20 protein-coding genes and 2 pseudogenes are annotated in these 22,290 nt (G+C 45.4%); 14 read left to right on the forward strand and 8 right to left on the reverse strand.

Annotation, left to right across the window (positions count from 1 at the left end; all coding sequences use genetic code 11):
* Nucleotides 1-87 precede the first annotated feature (87 nt).
* Nucleotides 88-1,014, reverse strand: coding sequence for an electron transfer flavoprotein subunit alpha/FixB family protein (locus R7040_RS03490; protein WP_017820355.1), 927 nt, complete (start codon nt 1,012-1,014; stop codon nt 88-90).
* Nucleotides 1,011-1,763 carry an electron transfer flavoprotein subunit beta/FixA family protein gene (locus tag R7040_RS03495; RefSeq protein WP_042523555.1) on the reverse strand — a complete coding sequence of 251 codons (753 nt, stop codon included), beginning with the start codon at nt 1,761-1,763 and terminating at the stop codon, nt 1,011-1,013. The genes R7040_RS03490 and R7040_RS03495 overlap by 4 nt, the downstream gene beginning before the upstream one ends.
* 155 nt (nt 1,764-1,918) lie before the next feature.
* On the opposite strand from R7040_RS03495, the gene R7040_RS03500 reads away from it, so the two are divergent.
* The 9 genes from R7040_RS03500 to R7040_RS03540 all read left to right on the forward strand — a co-directional run bounded on the left by R7040_RS03500 (nt 1,919) and on the right by R7040_RS03540 (nt 12,660).
* Nucleotides 1,919-3,556 (forward strand): electron transfer flavoprotein-ubiquinone oxidoreductase, encoded by a 1,638-nt coding sequence (locus tag R7040_RS03500; RefSeq protein ID WP_213904435.1) that lies wholly within the window; start codon nt 1,919-1,921, stop codon nt 3,554-3,556.
* A gap of 242 nt (nt 3,557-3,798) precedes the next feature.
* Nucleotides 3,799-4,599, forward strand: coding sequence for an ABC transporter ATP-binding protein (locus R7040_RS03505; protein WP_005373297.1), 801 nt, complete (start codon nt 3,799-3,801; stop codon nt 4,597-4,599).
* Nucleotides 4,599-6,551 (forward strand): long-chain fatty acid--CoA ligase, encoded by a 1,953-nt coding sequence (locus R7040_RS03510; RefSeq protein WP_005373296.1) that lies wholly within the window; start codon nt 4,599-4,601, stop codon nt 6,549-6,551. Before R7040_RS03505 ends, R7040_RS03510 begins: the two co-directional genes overlap by 1 nt.
* A complete protein-coding gene (locus R7040_RS03515; RefSeq protein ID WP_005373295.1) occupies nt 6,551-7,444 on the forward strand; it encodes a branched-chain amino acid ABC transporter permease in 894 nt (297 codons plus the stop codon). Before R7040_RS03510 ends, R7040_RS03515 begins: the two co-directional genes overlap by 1 nt.
* Before the next feature lie 11 nt (nt 7,445-7,455).
* Entirely contained in the window at nt 7,456-8,523 is a 1,068-nt protein-coding gene (locus R7040_RS03520) for a branched-chain amino acid ABC transporter permease (protein ID WP_005382737.1), read from the forward strand.
* A 45-nt stretch (nt 8,524-8,568) separates the two neighbouring features.
* On the forward strand, nt 8,569-9,813 hold the full coding sequence (locus R7040_RS03525) for an ABC transporter substrate-binding protein (RefSeq protein WP_005373285.1): 1,245 nt from the start codon (nt 8,569-8,571) through the stop codon (nt 9,811-9,813).
* Nucleotides 9,814-9,893: 80 nt separating this feature from the next.
* On the forward strand, nt 9,894-10,715 hold the full coding sequence (locus R7040_RS03530; RefSeq protein WP_005373283.1) for an ABC transporter ATP-binding protein: 822 nt from the start codon (nt 9,894-9,896) through the stop codon (nt 10,713-10,715).
* Between the two features lie 9 nt (nt 10,716-10,724).
* Nucleotides 10,725-11,927 (forward strand): phenylacetate--CoA ligase family protein, encoded by a 1,203-nt coding sequence (locus tag R7040_RS03535; protein WP_104980556.1) that lies wholly within the window; start codon nt 10,725-10,727, stop codon nt 11,925-11,927.
* A 136-nt stretch (nt 11,928-12,063) separates the two neighbouring features.
* Nucleotides 12,064-12,660, forward strand: a complete 597-nt coding sequence (locus R7040_RS03540; RefSeq protein ID WP_085569108.1) for a methyltransferase domain-containing protein — start codon at nt 12,064-12,066, stop codon at nt 12,658-12,660.
* 3 nt (nt 12,661-12,663) lie between these two features.
* Here R7040_RS03540 and R7040_RS03545 read toward each other — a convergent pair whose 3' ends face one another.
* From R7040_RS03545 to R7040_RS03555, 3 genes and pseudogenes are all read right to left on the reverse strand, one after another.
* Entirely contained in the window at nt 12,664-13,140 is a 477-nt protein-coding gene (locus tag R7040_RS03545; protein WP_250654678.1) for a hypothetical protein, read from the reverse strand.
* 117 nt (nt 13,141-13,257) lie between these two features.
* A pseudogene (locus R7040_RS03550) lies at nt 13,258-13,876 on the reverse strand (c-type cytochrome).
* Nucleotides 13,877-13,952: 76 nt separating this feature from the next.
* Nucleotides 13,953-14,177: pseudogene (locus R7040_RS03555) on the reverse strand (molybdopterin containing oxidoreductase); the annotation flags it as partial.
* Between R7040_RS03555 and R7040_RS03560 the strand changes: the two are divergent.
* Both R7040_RS03560 and R7040_RS03565 read left to right on the forward strand, forming a co-directional pair.
* A complete protein-coding gene (locus R7040_RS03560) occupies nt 14,162-14,470 on the forward strand; it encodes a TPMT family class I SAM-dependent methyltransferase (RefSeq protein ID WP_226083206.1) in 309 nt (102 codons plus the stop codon). The pseudogene R7040_RS03555 and the gene R7040_RS03560 overlap by 16 nt on opposite strands.
* Before the next feature lie 131 nt (nt 14,471-14,601).
* Entirely contained in the window at nt 14,602-16,515 is a 1,914-nt protein-coding gene (locus R7040_RS03565) for a BCCT family transporter (protein WP_318081061.1), read from the forward strand.
* A 90-nt stretch (nt 16,516-16,605) separates the two neighbouring features.
* Here the strand turns inward: R7040_RS03565 and R7040_RS03570 are convergent, their stop codons facing one another.
* The 3 genes from R7040_RS03570 to budA are packed head-to-tail and all read right to left on the reverse strand — an operon-like array spanning nt 16,606 to nt 19,879.
* Nucleotides 16,606-17,364: an SDR family NAD(P)-dependent oxidoreductase gene (locus R7040_RS03570; RefSeq protein ID WP_064354692.1), complete on the reverse strand. Its 759-nt coding sequence runs from the start codon at nt 17,362-17,364 to the stop codon at nt 16,606-16,608.
* Entirely contained in the window at nt 17,361-19,064 is a 1,704-nt protein-coding gene (gene alsS / locus R7040_RS03575) for an acetolactate synthase AlsS (RefSeq protein WP_064354693.1), read from the reverse strand. Before alsS ends, R7040_RS03570 begins: the two co-directional genes overlap by 4 nt.
* A gap of 29 nt (nt 19,065-19,093) precedes the next feature.
* Nucleotides 19,094-19,879 carry an acetolactate decarboxylase gene (gene budA, locus R7040_RS03580; protein WP_005382707.1) on the reverse strand — a complete coding sequence of 262 codons (786 nt, stop codon included), beginning with the start codon at nt 19,877-19,879 and terminating at the stop codon, nt 19,094-19,096.
* A gap of 97 nt (nt 19,880-19,976) precedes the next feature.
* On the opposite strand from budA, the gene R7040_RS03585 reads away from it, so the two are divergent.
* From R7040_RS03585 to R7040_RS03595, 3 genes are all read left to right on the forward strand, one after another.
* Nucleotides 19,977-20,858, forward strand: coding sequence for a LysR family transcriptional regulator (locus R7040_RS03585; RefSeq protein WP_064354694.1), 882 nt, complete (start codon nt 19,977-19,979; stop codon nt 20,856-20,858).
* Between the two features lie 129 nt (nt 20,859-20,987).
* The gene (gene hxpB / locus R7040_RS03590) at nt 20,988-21,713 is read left to right on the forward strand and encodes a hexitol phosphatase HxpB (RefSeq protein ID WP_054574664.1); all 726 of its coding nucleotides are present in this window, start codon (nt 20,988-20,990) and stop codon (nt 21,711-21,713) included.
* Nucleotides 21,706-22,212 (forward strand): hypothetical protein, encoded by a 507-nt coding sequence (locus R7040_RS03595; protein ID WP_054574663.1) that lies wholly within the window; start codon nt 21,706-21,708, stop codon nt 22,210-22,212. The genes hxpB and R7040_RS03595 overlap by 8 nt, the downstream gene beginning before the upstream one ends.
* The last annotated feature ends 78 nt before the right edge of the window (nt 22,213-22,290 follow it).

Consider the following 22,290-nt stretch of genomic DNA (forward strand, 5'->3'; position numbering starts at 1 on the left):
AGGTCCCTCTAATTTCAATTCTTTTGAATATGACCAAAAACAAAATAAAGGGGCGAACATAGCAGTGTTCGCCCCTTATCTGATCGTTTAAAGTTGTTCGGCAAGCTGAGGTAGTACCTCAAATAAATCACCAACCAATCCATAGTCGGCAACTTCAAAGATAGGAGATTCTGGATCTTTGTTGATCGCGACAATCACTTTGGATTCCTTCATTCCTGCAAGATGCTGGATGGCACCGGAAATCCCAACCGCTATATAAAGCTTAGGTGCAACGATTTTACCGGTTTGACCCACTTGTAAGTCGTTGGCAACAAACCCGGCATCAACCGCCGCGCGAGAAGCGCCAATGGCAGCACCTAGTTTATCGGCTACTTGTTCGATCAACGCGAAGTTCTCTTTGCTACCGACCCCGCGTCCACCTGACACAACCACCTCTGCCGCGCTTAATTCAGGACGTTCTGACACGGTTTTATCGACAGAAACCAATTCAACCATTGGAGCTGAGATAGTGACCTGCTGATGCTTAATATCAGCTTGGTTGTGACAAGTAACCGGCTCAAACGCAGACGCGCGCACGGTGATGACGCGAACCTTGTCGCTGGTGGTCACTTTGGCAAATGCGTTTCCTGCGTAAATAGGGCGGATAAAAGTGTTTTCATCGATAACTTGGACAATATCGGAAATTTGCCCAACGCCGAACTTCGCTGCTACTCGAGGTGCAAGGTCTTTCCCTTTTGATGATGAGCTAGCCCAGATTGCGTCAAAACCTTCAGCAATACTCACTACAATAGGTGCGATACTCTCGGCAAATTGATGCTTAAGTTGCTCATCATCGACACAAATTACGTTTGATATACCATCAACGCGACAAGCTTGCTGAGCGACTTCTTCACACTGGTGGCCCACTACGATCAAAACATTGTCTTGGCTGACTTGTTTTGCTGCATTAACCACTTTGAGTGTGTCCGCATGCAATTGGTTATTGTCATGCTCTGCTATGATTAAGTTCTTCATGAAATCACCTTCGCTTCGTTACGCAGCTTATCGAGAAGCTCTGAGACAGATTCAACCTTGATGCCACCTTTTCTTTGCGCTGGCGGTGTGATTTCTTGAATGGTTTGGCTAAATACCACTTCAACACCCAGACTGTCAGGTGTGATGGTATCTAACGGCTTGCGCTTAGCTTTCATGATATTAGGCAAAGAGGCAAAACGCGGTTCATTCAGGCGTAAGTCAGTACTGATCACCGCAGGTAAGTTCATCGCGACCGTCATCAAGCCGCCGTCCACTTCTCTCACGACCTGAACTTTTTGATCTTCAATCTTCACGTCGGAAGCGAAAGTTGCTTGAGGCCAGTCAAGTAGGGCGGCCAGCATCTGAGCCACTTGGTTGTTGTCCGTATCAATGGATTGTTTACCCGTAATCACAAGCTGTGCTTGTTCTTGCTCAACTAGAGCTTTGAGCAGCTTAGCAACAACTAATGGCTCTATTTTGTCTTCAGTATCGACATGAATAGCGCGATCGGCGCCTAATGCAAGCGCGGTACGTAGTTGCTCCTGACACTGGCTACCGCCAGCACTGACAACGATGACTTCATCTGCAATACCTTGCTCCTTTAGTCGTACGGCTTCTTCAACGGCTATTTCGCAAAATGGATTAATCGTCATCTTGACGTTATTGGTTTCAACATCGCTATGGTCCGCTTTCACGCGAACTTTAACGTAGGGATCAATGACCCTTTTGATTGGCACTAGTATTTTCACGTTAGATTCCTTTTACAGTGAAGACTATGTGTTTACAGTGAAGACGATGTGATGACGTCTTTAAAATGATGTTAATTTACCTTTACGTTTGCGTCAACTTTAAATATATTGTTGATTAACAAGTTGGCAACATGCAAAGAAAAAGGAATGCAATCATGGAAAGAGACTGCATGGAATTTGATGTTCTGATTGTAGGCGCTGGTCCCGCAGGTTTGTCTGCGGCATGCCGAATCAAACAATTAGCAGCAGAAAAAAAACAAGACCTCTCTGTTTGCGTGGTAGAAAAAGGTTCTGAAGTTGGAGCGCATATTTTATCGGGTGCGGTGTTTGAAACGCGGAGTTTGGATGAGCTTTTTCCCGACTGGGAAGAGAAAGGCGCTCCGCTCAATACCAAAGTAAACCAAGATAAAACCTACTATCTAGGCAATGACATCAATGGTCATGAACTGCCTTCTTGGGCGGTGCCTAATACGTTACATAACAAAGGTAATTACATCATAAGTCTGGGCAGTCTATGCCGATGGATGGCGTTGCAGGCTGAGAACTTGGGGGTGGAGGTCTACCCAGGTTTTACCGCCAGTCAAGCGATCATCGATGAAGATAGTCGTGTTTGTGGCGTGATCACGGGCGATATGGGATTAGATAAAAATGGTGAACAAAAAGGAAATTTCGAACCTGGTATTGAACTGCGAGCGAAGTTTACTTTATTTGCTGAAGGCGCACGGGGGCATATTGGTAAGCAGTTGATTAACCGATTTAATCTTGCTGAAGAGAAAACTCCTCAACATTACGCTATCGGTTTTAAAGAGCTGTGGGAAATCCCATCAGAGCAGCATCAGCAAGGTTTAGTAGTGCACGGATTAGGCTGGCCGTTATCAAACGAAGCCACAGGTGGCAGCTACCTCTACCATTTAGAGGGAAACCAAGTTGCCGTCGGGTTGATTGTTGACTTGAACTATAAGAATCCGTACTTGAGTCCATTCGATGAATTTCAGCGTTTTAAACATCACCCGATGATTGAGCAATACCTCAAAAATGGTAAACGAATTAGTTATGGTGCAAGGGCGATCACTAAGGGTGGCTTTCATTCGCTTCCCACTCAGCAATTTGCTGGTGGTTTATTAATTGGATGCGATGCTGGAACACTAAATGGAGCCAAAATCAAAGGCACGCACACCGCAATGAAATCTGGCATGCTTGCCGCCGAAGCTGTCGTTGAAGCCCTTGATAATCAGGTGATTACCGCTGACTATCAAAAACACTTCAAACAGTCTTGGCTGTATGAAGAGCTTTATCAAGCACGTAACTTCTCAAGTGGCATTCACCGCTTTGGATCGTGGCTGGGCGGTGGCATAGCGCTGCTAGAACATAACGTGTTAAAAGGTAAAGCTAAGTGGCATATCCGCTGTGATAAGCCTGATCATCAGTCTCTGTTATTGGCGGAAAATAGCAATGAAATTGTCTATCCGAAGCCTGATGGCGTGTTAAGTTTCGATCGCCTCTCTTCTGTTTATCTATCCAATATCTTCCATGAGGAAGATCAACCATGCCACTTACGTTTGGCGAACCAGCGGATCCCTATTGAGCAGAACCTTGAATTATATGCAGAGCCAGCACAGCGCTATTGTCCGGCTGGCGTGTATGAAATCGTACAGGGGGAGCAGCAGCCAGAGCTGCAAATAAATGCGGCCAACTGTATCCACTGTAAGACCTGCGACATCAAAGATCCAAGTCAAAATATTACCTGGACTCCGCCAGAAGGTGGTGGTGGTCCGAACTATCCAAATATGTAAGCGTTTGAGAATAATTTTTATTAACAATTTATTTACTTAAAGTTTGCGTTAGTTCAAATCTTTCTCGATGAACTCGATTGCAACTTAATCTTTCAGGCACTATTCTGATTTTAAATTGACGTTTACGTAAACTGAATACAAAGTTGATGCATAGGTGTAAAAGCGGTTACCAGTATCAAAGTTAGGTTTGATCAAATAGTGCTCAATGGAACGCACTTAAAATAACGAAAGGGAGATCAACTATGGTATCGGAATCGCCTCTGTTGCAGGTAAACGATATTTCATTGGCTTTTGGTGGGGTGAAAGCTTTAACTGACGTGAGCTTCCATGTGAATGAAAAGGAAATTTTTTCAATCATTGGTCCAAACGGTGCAGGTAAAACCTCAATGCTCAATTGCATCTCTGGTCGATACACACCAAACAAAGGCTCTGTAATCTTCGCTGGAGATGATGTAACTAAACGGACACCTAGCCAACGAGCTGAGTTAGGGTTGGGAAGAACCTTCCAAAACTTAGCGCTCTTTTCTCACATGTCGGTACTGGACAACATCATGGTTGGCCGACACCACCTACTAAAAAACAACTTCGTCACGGGGCCACTCTATTGGTTCTCCAATGCGCAGAAAGAAGAGATGGCGCACCGCAAATATGTGGAAGACGTGATCGATTTTCTAGAAATCCAGCACATCCGAAAAGCGACTGCAGGCACCCTATCTTACGGCTTACGTAAGCGTGTAGAGCTTGCTCGTGCCATTGCCTTAAAACCTAAGTTACTGCTGCTTGATGAACCAATGGCAGGTATGAACTTGGAAGAAAAGGAAGACATGGCACGTTACATCATGGATCTGAATGAAGAATTAGATATCACGATCATCATGATTGAGCACGACATGGGCGTGGTCATGGACATCTCTAATCGCGTTTTGGTTTTGGATTTCGGTAAACACATTGCTACGGGTGAGCCTGAAGAAGTGATGGCCAACCCACATGTGAAACAAGCGTACTTAGGCGAAGAGTTACCGACATTAGAGGAGAGTGCATAATGGCACAGCAACATAATGATTGGGCAGATATAACCCGCTTAGATACCTTTCCAAAAGTGTTGCAACACAATGCCAAGAACTGGCCCGAACAAGTCGCAATGCGTGAAAAGGAGTTTGGTATATGGCGAGAGTTCACTTGGAAGGATTATGAAAACCGCGTCAAGTGGATGGCACTGGCACTACGAGATTTGGGTATTGGTGAGCAAGATGTCGTTGGTTTGTTAGGTGATAACCGCCCGGAATGGGTATGGGGCGAGTTAGCGGCACATGCGATCAAAGGTTTCTCGCTGGGCATCTATCAAGATTCTATGCACGAAGAGGTGGCGTACCTTATCAACTATGCCAAAGCAAAAGTCGTGATTGCCGAAGATGAAGAGCAATGCGACAAGCTGCTTGAGCTTGGTGATGAAATTCCTAGCGTTGAATACATTATTTACTGCGATCCTCGTGGAATGCGTAAATACGATGATCCAAGATTGATTGATGTTGAACAGGTCTACAAAAAAGGTCAGCTGATTGATAAAGCGGACCCAGACAAATATCTCAATATGGTTGTTGAAACCAAAGGCAGCGATCTTTCAATTCTTTGTACTACGTCGGGTACGACTTCTAAACCAAAATTGGCTCAGCTACACAGTGGCACGTTCTTGGATCACTGTGCGGCTTACTTGCGTGCAGACCCTCGTTCCCCAGGCGACAACTATGTTTCTGTTCTGCCTTTGCCTTGGATTATGGAGCAGGTTTACGTGGTTGGTCAGGCGTTGATTTCTCGTCAAATCGTTAACTTTGTGGAAGAACAAGAAACCATGATGTCCGACTTGCGTGAAATCGGTCCAAACTTTGTGCTGTTAGCGCCACGTGTGTGGGAAAACATTGTGGCAGACGTGTCTGCACGAATGATGGATTCGACACCGTTTAAGCAAAAGATGTACAAACTGGGCATGAGCTTAGCCAACAAAGCGCTGGAGCAGGGCAAACGCTCTAAGTTGGCTGAATGGATTCTTCTGCGTGCTCTGCGTGACCGTTTAGGGTTTTCGAACCTGACATCTGCGGCAACCGGCGGTGCGGCGATGGGACCGGATACTTTCCGTTACCTACAAGCTATTGGTGTGCCACTTAAGCAGCTTTATGGTCAGACCGAAATGTGTGGCGCATACACCGTGCACCAAGCGGATGATGTGGATTACGATTCCGTTGGTGTTGCGTTTGATAATGCAGAAGTGAAAGTCATCAACCCGGACAGCAATGGCGTTGGTGAAATCATCGCGAAAAGTACAGGCATGTTTACTGGCTACTTAAACAACCAAGCAGCATATGATGAAGATGTTCAAGATGGTTGGATGCACACAGGCGATGCGGGCTATTTTAAAGATTCCGGTCACTTGGTGGTGATTGATCGTCTGAAAGATATGTCGGAAACCAGCCATGGCGACCGTTATTCGCCACAGTTTATCGAAAACAAACTCAAGTTCTCGCCGTTTATTGCAGAAGCCGTGGTGGTAGGTAAAGGTCGACCTTGGCTGTCTGCCATCATCTGTATTCGCTATGCGATCGTCGCGAAGTGGGCAGAGCAACGCGGCTTGGCATTTACCAACTACACCAACTTATCTGCTCAACCAGAAGTGTACCAAGCGATTCGTGAAGAAGTTCAAAAAGTGAACGAATCCCTACCGGATGCACAGAAGATCAGCAAATTCATTCTACTTTACAAAGAGCTGGATGCCGACGATGGAGAGCTAACTCGCACACGTAAAGTACGCCGTGGTGTGGTTGCAGAGAAATACGGAGACATCATCGAAACCATCTACAGCGACGATCCAAAAGTCGATGTCGATACGGTGATCACTTATCAAGATGGCACCAAAACACGCATTCAAACGTCGCTAGTTATTGAAACGCTTATTGAGCATGAGCCAACACTAGTGGATAGCGAACAACGGAGGATCGCATAGTGAATACGGATTTATTACTGCAACTCGTCATTAATGGCGTGATCGTTGGCATGTTGTATGGCGTTGTCGCCATGTGCTTTGTATTGATTTACAAATCGACCCAGGTGGTCAACTTTGCTCAGGGTGAGTTCTTGTTGATTGGCGCATGGGTATGTTGGGCGGCATTGGTACACCTACAGTTACCGTTTTTTATAGGCTTTTTACTCACGCTCGCGTTCATGATGATTTTTGGTATCGCCGTGCAAACCATTGTGCTCAGACCGTTGATTGGTGAACCGATTATCTCTGTGATCATGGTGACCATTGGTCTATCGATGTTTTTCCAAGCGCTGATGAAGTGGATATTCGGTGTCTCTGCTGTGTCGTACCCGCAAGTGTTCGAAACTAACGTGGTGAATATCGGAGGTTTGAATGTTGAGTTTGCTTACATTCTGAGCTTGATCTTCTCAATGCTCATCATGGGCGCGTTCTACTGGTTCTTCAAATTCAGCAAAATGGGTCTGGCAATGCGCGCAACGGCATTCAACCAGCAAGTAGCCCAGAGTCTTGGCATTTCCATCAAGAAAGTGTTCGCCATCAGTTGGGCCATTTCGGCAATGGTATCTGCAACAGCAGGGATTGTTATCGGTATCGTTAACGGCGTATCTGACGCGCTATCCATTATTGGTATCAAAGTTTTCCCAGCCGTTATTTTAGGTGGCTTAGACTCGGTAGTCGGCGCAATTGTCGGTGGTATTACCATCGGGGTGCTAGAAAACTTGGCTGAGTTTTTTGATAGCCAATACCTGCAAGTGGGTAACCTGTACAACATCGCACCATTCTATGTGCTGTTAATCATTCTTGCCTTCAAGCCATATGGCCTGTTTGGTACCAAAGATATTGAGCGTATTTAAGGAGAAATAACATGGCTCAACTTAGCATGCGCCCATGTGGGGATTTTCGAACCACATACAAAAGCGATACGCCAATTTTTGAAACCAAAACCATCAGAAGCCTTGCGATTGCAGGTGTCATCGCCATGCTGGCAGCACCGCTGGTCTTGGATATTTACTTCCTAAACCTGTTTATTCAGATTGCATACCTCGGTATCGCGGCATTGGGCTTAAACATTTTGGTTGGTTTTACCGGACAAATCTCGCTAGGTCACGGTGCGTTCTTTGGCTTTGGCGCCTTTGCATCGGCTTGGCTAAATAACCAGTTTAACATTCCAGTCGTGTTTGCGATTCCGCTCGCGGGTTACTTAACCATGATTGTGGGGATGCTGTTTGGTCTGCCAGCAGCTCGAATTAAAGGTTTATACCTAGCTATCGCAACGTTGGCGGCGCAGTTTATTCTAGAGGACTTCTTTGCTCGCGCAGATTGGTTCAGTGGCGGCTCATACGGTGCTAGCGCGAACCCAATTAATTTGTTTGGCTTTGAGTTTACGACTGACGAAAGCTTCTTCTACATCGCTCTGTTTGCGCTGATCTTCATGTATATGTGGGCATCAAACTTAATCCGTTCTCGTGACGGTCGCGCGTTTGTCTCAGTACGAGATCACTATCTATCAGCAGAGATCATGGGCATCAACCTAACCAAGTATCGTCTGCTCTCATTTGGAGTGTGTGCATTCTATGCAGGCATCGGGGGGGCACTCTACGGACATTATCTAGGGTTTGTATCAGCAGAAGGCTTCACCATCATGATGTCTATCCAGTTCTTGGCAATGATCATCATTGGTGGCTTGGGTTCAGTCAAAGGCACATTGATGGGGACGATATTTATCGTATTGCTGCCTGAAGTTTTGGAGTTTGGCGTAACGGGGCTTTCAGCGTTTGGTGATACCACCGCTTTCACTGATGGTCTGGCTTACTTCAAAGAGATGGCGATTGGTTTAGTCATCATGTTGTTCCTTATTTTCGAACCTCAAGGATTATCGCATCGCTGGCAACAGATTCGAGCATATTGGAAACACTATCCGTTCTCATATTAACGTGGAATTAAGTGGAATATACCTCAATAACAAGGACAACGAGTTATGAACAAAGGACATTTAGCGACAACGTTGGTGCTGTCATCTGCACTGTTTACTACCGCAACTTGGGCAAAAGATTCTGTGTTTGTCGGGCAATTAGTCGACTTTTCTGGACCAACTGCCTATGTGAGCAAGCCTTATGGTTCTGGCGTGCGAGACGCATTGCGTTGGATTAACCAAAACGGTGGCATTAACGGTACCGAGCTCGAATTTGAAACAGTAGACATGGCGTACAAAGTACCAGTGGCGATTTCTAACTATAAACGTTGGGTTGCGCGTAAAGACATGGTTGCGCTGCAAGGTTGGGGTACGGCGGATACCGAAGCGCTTATTTCGTTTGTTACCAAAGACAAAGTGCCGGTGTTCTCTGCTTCTTACTCTGGTCACTTAACTGACCCAACTGGCAAAAACCCAAAAACCGCGAAACCAGCGCCTTATAATTTCTTTTATGGTGCGTCGTACTCAGATGCGTGCCGTGCGCTAGTTAAGTGGGCGAAAGAAGATTGGGAATCTAAGGGCAATCAAGGTGCGCCGAAATTTACGCACATTGGCGATAACCATCCATTCCCGAATGCGCCAAAAGAAGCGTGTGCAGAGTACGCCAAAGAGCTTGGTTTTGATGTGCAAAACCCAGTCGTTGTGTCACTAAAACCAGGGGACTTTAAAGCGCAATGTTTGTCGCTGAAAGAGTCAGGCACCAACTACGGTTACATTGCCAATATCGGTAGCTCGGTTATCTCACTAGTGAAGTCTTGTAACACGGTTGGGACAGAGTTCCAGTACATGGCAAACATTTGGGGCGGCGACAAGCCAGTGCTTGAAGCAGCAGGCGATGGCCTTAAAGATTACGTTTTCCCAGGTATGACGGCGTTTTGGGGAGACGATAACGAAGGCATGAAGCTGGTTCGTGAGATTTCTAAGCAGTCTGAATCAGAGCCGGGCGAATTCAGAACTCACCATTACATTCGCGGTATTTGTTCTGCGTTCTATATGAAAGAAGCGATGGAGTGGGCGAAAGACAACGGTGGTATCACAGGTGAAAACATCAAGAAGGGCATGTATGTCCATGACAACTGGGTACCACAAGGCTTAGAAGGTGTTTGTGTCCCTGCGAACTGGAAACCGGAAGATCACCGAGGCACAACAACCGTGAACGTCTTTATGGGCAACAACGATGGCGGCGCAGTTGATATTAAGAAAGTATCTCAGGTGACATTGTCACGTCGTGACGATTGGCTAGGTTACTAATTTACGACTTATTAATAACAAAGCCTACTGAAAATAAAGATGGGTGAGAGAACACTCTCACCCTAGCAAGGAGTAGTTTGATGGCTGAATTAGCAACGAATATCGAACCGGCAGAAATACTGCTTTCAGTGAACAACATTGAAGTCGTTTACGACGAAGTAATACTAGTGCTTCGCGGTGTGAGTTTAGAAGTTCCAAAAGGGCAGATTGTGACCTTACTGGGGGCCAACGGTGCGGGTAAATCCACAACGTTGAAAGCCATTTCTGGTCTATTGAAAACCGAAGATGGTGAAGTAACGCGCGGCGAAATCAACTTCATGGGCGAGCGCATAGACAACAAAAGCCCGGAAGAGATCGTCCGTTCGGGCATCTTCCAAGTTATGGAAGGTCGCCGAATTGTTGAAGATATGACGGTAATAGAAAATCTTCGCTTAGGCGCTTATACACGCACTGACAACGAAGTTGAACAAGACATCGAAATGGTGTTTGACTATTTCCCGCGACTCAAAGAGCGCACTGGCCTGGCGGGCTATTTGTCTGGCGGTGAGCAACAAATGTTAGCGATTGGCCGAGCTTTAATGGCTCGACCGAAGATGATTTTGTTGGACGAACCGTCTATGGGGCTTTCTCCACTGCTAGTTAAAGAAGTATTCAGCATTATTAACAAGATCAACAAAGAGCAAGGTATTACCATGCTTTTGGTTGAACAGAATGCCAACTTCGCTCTTCAAGCGGCCGATTACGGTTACATCATGGAATCAGGCAAAATCGTACTAGATGGCAGCAAGCACGAACTGTTAAACAATGAAGACGTAAAAGAATTCTACCTTGGCGGAGGCGATGAAGATCGCAAGAGCTTTAAGAATCTGAAATCTTACAAACGTCGTAAGCGTTGGTTGTAAGGAGCAAGGATGAACGAACTATTTGATGCGAAAGAATCGTTGTCTCTACAGGCGCGAGAAGAGTCGCTGTTTCAACGTTTGCCAGCACTGATTGAAAATTCGAAAGCCAATAGCGAACATTACGCGGCGCATTTTTCTGAGTTAGAGCCTACATTGGCAAACAATCGTGAAGGGCTTGCTCAGTTCCCGATTACACGTAAGTTCAATGTACCTAATCAGCAGCAACTTAAACCGCCGTTTGGTGGCTTAAATAGCGTTGCCATTGGTCAAATGGCACGTGTTTTTCAGTCTCCTGGGCCTTTATATGAGGCTCAAACGAATGAGGCCGATTTCTGGCGTATGGGGCGCGCGTTTCACGCTGCTGGGTTCTGTGCGGGTGATTTAGTGCATAACACGCTCTCTTACCATTTCTCTCCTGGCGGATTTATTATGGATGGTGGCGCAAGGGCTTGTGGCTGTTCGGTATTTCCGGCTGGGGTAGGCAATACCGAAGCGCAAATAGAGGCAATTAAACAGCTTCAACCTAATGGTTACACTGGTACACCTTCCTATTTGCTGACGTTGCTACAAAAGTACCAAGAGAAATACGATGAGCTGCCTAGCTTTGAGAAAGCTCTGGTCTCTGGTGAAGCGGTTACAGCAGACATGCAACAGATGTTTGAGGAAAAAGGCATTGCAGTCTTTCAAGCCTACGCAAGTGCAGAGCTTGGCTTGATTGCTTATCAAGTGTCTGGTGAACAAGGATTAGTGATTGCCGAGGATATTATTGTTGAAATCGTTGATCCTGATGGTGTTCCTGTACAACCGGGAGAAGTCGGTGAAGTCGTTGTAACGTCGCTCGATGAGAAGTTCCCGCTGATTCGCTACGCAACGGGAGATTTATCGGCATACCTAGAGACAAGTTCTGATTCTTCACGCACGAATGCACGAATTAAGGGCTGGATGGGACGAGCAGACTCCGCGGTGAAAGTAAAAGGGCTATTTGTTTATCCGCATCAGATCCAAGAAGTCTGTCGTCGCCACGATATTAAAGGCTCATTGAAAATTGAGCGCGATGGCTTCAACGATGCCATTACTTTCTGTTGTCATGATGTGCATGTATCAGCAGAGGACATTCAAGCAACACTCCAGTCTGTCACTAAACTGAAAGGCAATGTCCAGTTTGTACCGAACCAAGCGGAGCAGCCGTTAATCAATGATCTTCGCAGTTAACTCATTGGTGGCATAAGTGCAGTAGAAAGTGGTTGTCATAAAAAACTAACAACGTCAGACAAAAGGCTAGAAAAGGGATACCACATTGCGCTGCGTATCCCTTTATTTTTTACTACCGCAATCAGGGAGCGGGTAAATGAAACAGGCACCAATGATTAACACACAATTCTGGGATGATTTGTTTATCCGAGGCACTATGCCTTGGGATGCCCAATCGACACCTCAAGAACTCAAGGACTATCTCGACAATTCACTTCATGTAGGCCATTCAGTGTTTATTCCTGGGTGTGGTGCCGCTTATGAACTGAGCACTTTTATTCAATATGGGCATGACGTGATCGCGATGGATTACAGCCAAGAAGCGGTAAAAATGGCGCAATCAGCGTTAGGTAACTACAAAGATAAAGTCGTATTGGGTGATGTATTTAATGCCGATTTTTCTCAATCGTTTGATGTCATTTACGAGCGGGCCTTTCTCGCAGCACTACCGAGAGACATGTGGTCAGAATATTTCTCTATGGTGGATAAATTATTGCCAAGCGGAGGTTTTCTAATTGGTTTTTTCGTCATTGATGATAATTACCTATCACGCTTCCCTCCATTTTGTTTGCGAAGTGGGGAGTTGGAGGGTTATCTAGAACCGGCGTTTAAGCTTGTGGAATCCTCAGTGGTGGCAAACAGTGTTGAGGTTTTTAAAGGCAGAGAACAATGGATGGTGTGGCAGAAACGTTAGTCGTCACTGAGACTTCTTTAGAAAGTATTCACGGAAACTGTCTGGTTCTTTTTTAATCGCTGAAAAGTAAGTCACAAATGTATGATATTTGGTCGATGCCATGAGCCAGAGAGCGATAATAGGAAAAAGTACAAAACTAACAAAAAAAAGTTTATGTTCATCTTCAAGAAGGAATAGGCCAAGAGCGTAAACAAGGAACTGAAAGTAAATATTGATTAAGTTGATTTCTGCCGCTTTAGGTTTGCCTCTAACAATCATCATGCTTGGGATAACAAGCAGTAGAGTCATGACCCCAGCAAAAGAAAAGTTTAGAGCCAAGAAAGTATCAGTAGTTAAGTGCTCAGACGACTGGTCAATCAATATTGCCAGCAACGTTACTGCCATGCCGCCTCCCATCATAATCAAGGTAATGACTGCCACGCCAACAAGAAAAACCCAAATAGAAAGGTAATGGTTGTCAAAAAACTCTTCTGCCTTCAATCTTTTAAACCTCATCGATACATACTGTGAAATAACAGAGGTTACTTCACTCTATTCCTGTTGAGGGGATACTCACACAGAAAGAATACGTATGTAAAATATCAATAAGCGTTAGTTTTAAAGGCGGGAGTTACCCCCATAATAGGTCGAAAGGTATTTCAGAATGGCTTCGCGATTATCACCCGGCAGTTCATCCATCCCTTGCTCTTCAATCATCCAGTCTAAGGTTTCATCTCATCGTTGGCGGCTTAGTCATTGTTGTGTGACCATGTGTAACGAATGACAGGCTGAGCAGACTGCCGCGACGAGTTCCATATTCTCTCCTGGCGCTAATATCCCATCACCAGCTGATTTGACCTCCATTTCAGATGAAGCAGTATTCCAATCTGGTGGCGTGTAGGGTTTTGGGTTGCTAGCCATGCAATGATTGCGGCTCGCGCACCCGGGTCTTTTACGCCGGGAAAGACCATGTTTGTGCCCGGAGCAAACTCTGGTGGTGACGCCAAAAAAGCATCCAGTTTTTCTGCGTCCCATTGACCTTGATGCTGTTTGATGGCTTCGCTGTAATTGAAGCCTGTAAAGCCGGCAATATCACGCTCTGCTAAGCCCCAAAGAGGCAGCCCCACAAGCACTTCCTCCATTTTTCAAACTGGTGACAAGCTTTACACACCATCGCTTGCTGTTCGCCTGCGGCTATCAACTCGTCATTGTTTGCTAAGGCTGAGTAACTTAACAGCGCGAGAAAAGTAAACGAGAGCGGGAAAACCCGCTTATTTAAGGATGTTGCTTTCACTGTTATTCCCCCTTCATGTTTAACCCTTAACAATCAGCGCGATTCGGTGGAAGGTGTTGTTGAGGTAACCTTTCGGGTTCCATGTGATAGCAAAAGGTTGGCCCACCTCTTGGTCATCAGTCGCCTTTGCCCCAACTTCGTAGTAGCCCGCTTGGGGGAATGTCACTTTGGCGTTGAACGTCTGCCAAGCGCTGTCATTGGCTGGGGCTGCGAGTTCGGCATCCATACATGTTGCGCCAAAATCAATCCTTTCTCGCTGCACTACCGAGAGACCAGTGGCCAGATTACTTTGCTATGGTGGATAAATTGCTGACAAGAGACGGTTTGTTAATTGGTTGTTTCGTTATAGATGATGATTACCACTCTCGCTTCCCTCCATTTTGTTTGCGAAGTGGGGAGTTGGAGGGTTATCTAGAACCGACGTTTAAGCTTGTGGAATCCTCAGTGGTGGCAAACAGTGTTGAGGTTTTTAAAGGTAGGAGCGCTGGATGGTGTGGCAGAAAAGTTGCCGTATTTAAACGCTATGGCATCAAATAATGAATACAAAATCAGCGTCACATAATGCATCTTTTAAAGACAATTATTCTTGTGGTAACGATAAGTGTTGTGAATTGGCGAAGTTGCGAGAAATGTGGATTATGTCCTTTGAAAATATAAGGATATATAATATGGACAAATCATTTGCTCTCATCGATAAGCCTACCTTCTTAGGCTCACTCTTTCTTTTACTCAGCGTCGTTATACCCTTAATTTTATTTCCCACACAAGGTGCGGATTGGATAGCTTCGGCCAAATTTTTCATGACCGATAAGCTTGGTGTGTTATACCTCGCACTGGGTATCGCAGCAATGTGTTTTATGATTTACACCGTGTTCAGCGATCTTGGCCAAATCAAACTTGGTGAAGCCGACGAGCAACCAGAATTTGGTAACGCCTCATGGGCTGCAATGCTATTTTGTGGAGGTATTGGCGCAAGTATTCTGTATTGGGGGTGTATCGAGTGGGCATACTACTATCAATCACCACCATTTCAGTTGGAAGCAGGCAGTGAAGAAGCCATTCGCTGGGCCGCGACTTATGGTCTGTTTCACTGGGGACCGATTGCTTGGTCAATTTACCTTATTCCTGCTCTGCCTATCGCTTACTTCTTTTATGTACGCAAACAACCTGTTTTGAAAATCTCTAGTGCGTTAATGCCTGTATTAGGAGAAAAGCGTGCAAACGGTGGTATTGGCAAGTTTATTGATGTGTTGTTTATTTTTGGTATGTTGGGTGGCGCGGCGACTACGCTTGGCTTAGCAGCGCCTCTTATCAATGGTGGTCTACATCATATCTTCGGTCTTCCAAACAATACCTTCAGCCAAGTGGCTGTATTACTTCTCTGTACTGCTATTTTTGGTTACTCCGCGTATGCAGGGCTTGAGAAGGGGATCAAATTCCTTAGTAACATTAACTTCTGGGGTGCGATGGGCTTGTTACTCTTTATACTTGCCGTTGGGCCAACCGTGTTCATGTTAGAAACGGGCTTAGATTCAATTGGTCGTATGTTGTCTAACTTCTTTGTTATGGCTACCTGGGCGGAGCCGTTTGGTGGTTATGGTGAGTTTACAGATACACACTTCCCGCAAGACTGGACTATTTTCTACTGGGCATGGTGGTTGGTCTTTGCTCCTTGTATGGGATTGTTTGTTGCGCGTATCTCGCGTGGAAGAACGATCAAACAGATGGTCGTAGGTTCTATATTTTACGGTTCTTTAGGTTGTTTCTTATTCTTCATTGTTTTAGGTAACTATGGTTTATCGTTGCAATTGACGGGTGAGCTTGATGTCATTGCAATCCTCAACGAATCAGGCGCGCCAGCGGCTATTTTTGCAACGTTAGACACATTACCGTTAGGGCCAATCGTTATTGGTGTTTTTACACTATTGTGTATCATTTTTACGGCGACTTCGTTTGACTCTATCTCGTACATTCTTGCGTCTGTGGTTCAAAATGATGTGACGGAAGAACCGATGCGCTGGAACCGTTTGTTCTGGGCGTTTACTTTGTCTTTTCTGCCAACCGTCCTAATGTTCATGGGAGGTTTATCGACATTACAAACCGCTGCGATCGTGGGAGGTTTACCGTTGTTAGTTATCTCGGTGATGTTGATGGTGTCCTTTGTCCGCGCGGCGAGCCTAGATATTAAACATCAAGCAGAATACGAAGAGCCAACCATTAACATTGAAGAACTGCCGGAAATTGACCCTTGGTCAACAGAGGGAATGGCTTTGGCGAAATTTGAGCGCTTTAAAGACTTAGCTCAACAGGCGGCTGAAGAAGAGCGCGAAGCAATGGCGGCCCTGATGAGCATGCGTAAGAGAATTCGCGCATTTGCCTTAGAACACAGCTGTGAATCTGGGTTTTCGGACCATCATTTACCAGAAGAGATGCAAACAGAGCTACAGCAACTAACCGAAGCGCTTGAGTTGGCTCAAAAGAAGAAACAAGAACTGTCTGAGCAAGCCCAAGAATCTCGAATGGAATTTAATCATGTGTTATTAGGCGGCGCGTCGGCAGGTTTAGCAACATCGCAGGCTTAAGAACAGGCACACAAGAGCCGAGTACAAACTCGGCTCTTTTTTTGCGTGGATACCTTACAGTTAAAAATTCTGCTCAATCAGTGTTAATGCTTACACTATTTTAGGTTGACCATCTGATGCGGTGGCACCGCCGTCTACAGGTAGGTTTACGCCATTAATGAAAGATGCGTCATCACTTGCCAAGAAAGTCACGACAGACGCAATTTCTTCAGGTTCGGCTGCTCGGCCAAGCGCAATGCGCTCATTGAATTTATCGCGGATGTCCTGCGGCCAGCCGTTTGTCATGTTGGTTTTTACTAAACTTGGGCATACGGCGTTAATTCTTACCCCATCCGCACCATGGTCCAATGCCATCGCTCGGGTAAGGTTCACCACTGCGCCTTTACTCGCGCAATAGAATGCGGCACCCCAGTCACCACCCAAACCGGAAACGGACGCGGTATTTACCATACAACCTTTCGTTTTTAAGAGTTCAGGCAAAGCAAACTTCGCGCAATAAACAACACCATCAATGTTTACACCAGAGATCTTCTTCCAGTCTTCCAAACTACCTTCAATCACGGAACCTGGGACATGTACGCCAGCATTGTTTACTAAAATATCCAGTTTACCGAAACGGGTAACAACATCAGAAATCAGTGCTGCGACTTTGTCTGGATCAGAAACATCAATGGAATGTGCCGACACACGCTGTTTATCAAAGCCCTCAACGGCGTTTGCCAACTGCTCTTCATTCCAATCGGCAAGAGCGACGTTTGCGCCTTCTTCATACAAACGTTTTGCGATGGCCAAACCAATACCATTGGCAGAACCAGTGACGAGTGCGACTTTATTTTTTAATCCTCTCATGCGATTTCTCCTTCGAAACTTACAAAAACGGGATCTTGATTTTTCTCTGTGCGCGGCAACATCAGTTTGTCGTTGTCGCTGTAATCTACGGGGATAGCCACCACTGCTGGTCCTTCAACGTCCATGGCTTTATTCAATGTCGGTAGCAATTCGTGTTGACTAGTCACTGCGAAGCCTTTCGCGCCAAATGATTCGGCGTACGCCTTGAAATCAATTGGTCCAAATTTCACACCAGAGCAGCGCTGATATTTGTTGATCTCTTGCATTTCTACCATGTTGTAGGCGTTATCAACCCACACAATATGGACGATATTGCAGTTCAGTCTAACCGCGGTTTCTAACTCCATGCTCGATTGCATAAAACCGCCGTCTCCTGATATCGATACCACTTTGCTACCAGGTTTTAGTAGGCTGGCACCAATGGCCCATGGTAGTGCAACGCCCATCGTTTGTTGGCCGTTAGACACCAGCATTTGGCGAGCTCGAAAACAGCTTAAGTAACGAGCGATCCAGATGTGGAAGCTCCCCATATCAAGGCATAGCGTGGTATCTGGTGTGATGATAGATTGCATGGCTTTAATCAGTGCCAGTGGATGAAATCCTTGCTTGTGATAGACATTGGGATAGGTTTTGATCACTTGCCGTTGCAGTGCTACCTCTTCCAGTACTGAAAGTGCTGTTGGGGAAAGACGAGCATATTCAGAGATATAGCTGCCCATCTTGTCTAATGACTGCGCAATGTTTCCGACGATTTCAACACAAGGCTGATAATTAAGTTGGTATTCTGCCGGTTCAATATCGAGGTGAATCACTGGGTTGCGGTGGCTGTTCCAAAGCTCAGGGTCATACTCTATTGGGCTAAAGCCGATGGTGAGAATTAAATCGGCGTCCCGCAGTAAAACATCGCCAGGTTGGTTATTAAACAAACCGACACGCCCAGCAAAGTGATGATAGTAATTGATGTCTACCGTGCCGGCGGCCTGGTAAGTGCCGACAACGGGTAGCTGCGTATTTTGAAGAAACCGAGCGATAGCAGTAGCGTTTTGACTGCGGCTCGCGTGAAGGCCAAGTAAAACCACACAGCGCTTTGCTTTACTGATTCGACTGACCGCTTCTTCGATTGCTGCGATGTCTGCGCAACCAGGCTGTGTGTAAGGCGAGGGGACAATAATGTCCGTTTGGGTTTGCTCGGATAAAACATCTTGGGGGAGACTCAAAAAGCAAGCCCCAGGACGACCTGACTCTGCGATACGAAATGCGTTCGCCATGATCTCGCTTGCGGCGTCCACATGCTGCACTTCAGCACTGAACTTAGTTATAGAGCGAAAAATACTGACGGTATCCATGCTCTGGTGTGTTTGTTTTTGCTGGTCAGTTCGTTTCACCGCACCACCGATAGCAATCAGCGGATCGCCTTCGGAGTTTGCTGTTGCAACCCCCGTAACTAGATTTCCACAGCCAGGGCCTGACGTAACCATTGTGACGCCTGCTTTGCCGGTTAGTCTTCCCATAACGCCCGCCATAAACGCGCCGTTAGCTTCGTGACGTACCGGAATCATTTGGATGTTAGTGTCTTCAATCGCATCGAACAGTCGATCTATTTTTGCACCAGGAATACCGAAAATGTACTTAATGCCGAGAGACTCTAGCTGTTGAGCGATCAACTGAGCTCCATTTTTATTTGAAGGTTTGGATTGCATTTGTTGTCCTTATTATTTGCCTGACTTTGTTACTTTTCCGCCTTTTCTATGGCGGTATTTATATCTTCCGGAGCCAAATTGGCGTTGAGGAAGTCTGTCGATACTGGGGTATCAATCACTAGCCGTGAGACTTTGCCAATCTGGAGGAACCCTGACGAAATGCTGTAATCCTGGATATGACCACCTCCTTGGCGGTCATCGGTAATAAAGTGTTCGTGATAGCCGGGCACATTAATGCCAGTCGTGTATTTAGGACTGCGAAAGCCGGCGACCACGCCTTGCTTATGCGTGAAGCGGAATGTTGGTTGTTCTTTGACCACTTCAAGCATTGGCCGATAAGGGCGTGTTTGTTTAGGTACGGTACGAGTGCGAACTGAATCGAAAACGCCATCAATGCGCACTGCGCAAAATAGGTTATCGCTTGGAACCATGTCGTCTATGAGGTTATGGACTTCATGACGTGACATGCGCGATGTCAGTGGCAGCTCGATATCAGGTTTAAAAAAAGTCATGACAGCAAAGGGCGTTTTTTGCGCCAGGTCTGCCGGGTTTGCGGAGCCATCCGACTTGAGTTGAAAAACTTCCTTATCAAAAGCAATCAACTCACCATCCAATTCATTGAACGTACCTAAACCAAAATCCCCATGTTTCAGCAGTTCTTCTATGGTTGTTGAACCTTCGTAAACTCCAGCGATCAAAGCACTCATTAACGAAGTCTGATAAATCTCACCATCTCCGGTAACGTGATGGTATTCAGAAAATTCTTTCGCTACTTCAAGCGAACAAGCACATAGAGGGTTATAAAATCCACGCATGAGTAAGACCAGTTATGCAATGAAGAGTATATTTAGATTGACTTCTACACGGTGCTAAATCCAATATAAAAAAGATTTATTTTGATATGGAAAATATATGGAATTTCGCTACCTGAAGTATTTTGTCTCGGTCGCCGAGACTCGTCACTTTACCCGAGCAGCTGAACAGTTAGGGATTGCGCAACCTCCTTTGAGTCAACAAATCAAAAAGCTAGAGCACGAGCTTGGCGTGGACTTATTTAAGCGCTTGTCTAGAGGAGTAGAGCTGACCCGTGCAGGGCAAGTCTTTTATACGGATGCGGTAAATATTCTTGCTGATGTGGAACGCGCTAAAGCAAAAGCTCGTCAGATTGCTCGTGGTGAAAATACGCAGGTTAAAATTGGGTTCGCGACGTCAACATCAACCTGCATTAAGGTATTGGAGAAGATTGGGCGTATTCAAGAGAATGGGGTTCATTTACAGACGGCGGAACTATCAATGCCAGAGCTTGCCACTCAGTTAAAAAGCAAACAACTTGATCTCGCAATCATGCGGCTACCCTGTTACGCCAGTGAGCCTTTTGAGCACAAGGTGTTGTTTAACGACCCGTTTGTCGCAGTGATTCCGGCGGGCCACGAACTGGCAAAATATCCCTGTATCCAGATGAAACAGTTGAGAGGCCATAAAATTTTACTGTTTCCACGAGAGACTGGACCCGCATTGTTTGATGGCATGAGCACACTTTTTGCCGACGCAGGAGTAAGGCTCGAACCACAGTTCGCAGCACCGCAACTTCGTACGACGATTGCCATGGCGCAGGCCGGGTTAGGTATTGCTCTCGTTCCGCGCTCACTGGCTGAACATCTCGATGATTCCGCGACAGTCGCTGAGATTGATAATATCCCTCTCATTAGTCGTGTTGTTGTTGCTTGGGAGGCATCTAATCTCAATAAACAAGCGCTAAAAGTAGCCATGCACATCGGTCATGTTGAGGCTTAAAGATGAGTCATCGAATTGGCTCTGATAGCCACAGGCAAATGTGATACTCTCACTCGTTATATGCAAAGCTATGCTTTGGTTGAATAGACAAATCTTACTCAACGAATAGAACTTACTGAGGATGTACCAATGATATACGCTGCGGTCTTTGATATGGACGGGTTGCTGATTGATTCAGAACCTTTGTGGAAGGAAGCGGAAAAGCAGGTGTTTTCATCAGTTGGTGTCCAAGTGACCGAAGTGCTGTCAAAGCAGACTGCAACTATGACGACAGGTGAAGTAACAAGGTTTTGGTATGAACGTAATCCTTGGCAAGAAAAGAGCCTAGAGGAAGTAGAGAATGCTGTTGTGGATAAAGTGGAGGCATTAATAATTGAAAAAGGATGCGAATTAGAGGGTGTTACAGAAACACTCAAATTGCTTAAGGAAAAAGGGTTTAAGATAGGGTTGTCTACTAATTCACCTTATCAACTCATTCCCATCATTTTGAACAAACTCGGTATTGCCAGTTACTTTGACGCGATATCATCGTCAGACGATGTAGAGCAGGGTAAGCCAGAGCCAGATGTCTACCTTTCAACAATCAATAAACTAGGTGTAGATTCAAGTAACTGTATTGCCTTTGAAGACTCTTATTCGGGTATGCTTGCGGCAACACGAGCAAACATAAAAACAGTCGTGATACCTCAACCTGATAAGTTCTACCAAGAGTTTAATGAAGCCAGTCTAAAGCTGCAAAAGCTATCAGAGTTTAATGAAAGCCATTTGGCGAGTTTAATGGACTTGAATTTGAAAGCAACACTTGCACCAACACCGCATGAAAGTTTTTTAGAAGAAGGACTTGATTGTGAATAGCCGATCGCTGAAAAAATACCTACTGCCAATGTTCTTATTGGTTTTACCTATAGAATCATTCGCAAAAGATACGACTATGTTGGACGAGCTCAATAATCGATTTGTTACATTTGAAAGGCGATTTGATGATTGTATCAACTCTGCTTCTCAAAGTGATATGAGTGAAAACATTGTCAGTCAGATTCAAGCGCTTAATATTGATTTTGAAATTTCGGTTGGCTATTTATACAAACAATCACTTTATTTATGCTCTGATGATGAATTCAGTGATTTAGCAAGAATTATCATGATAATTGAAACCTCCGATAATGATGGATTGCAATTATCAAAGGCAAAAGCTAGTCAAATTAGAAAGCTACTTTTTAGCAAAGTGGATTTACGTTTAGAGTCGAAGTTTCAAAGTTTACCGCAAGATAAAAAGGAAGCATTACTGAGCATTGCGAAAAAGCTTGAACCTTTTGATCTCGTAAGCATGCATGAACGACTTCAGGCAATGTAGACTTATGAAAGAATGTTTTGAGTAGATTCTTAACGCTTGGCTTTTTCATTAAGATTGAGTATTAGGTTCAACGCCTCT

It is taken from the genome of Vibrio sp. 1069, assembly GCF_033340555.1.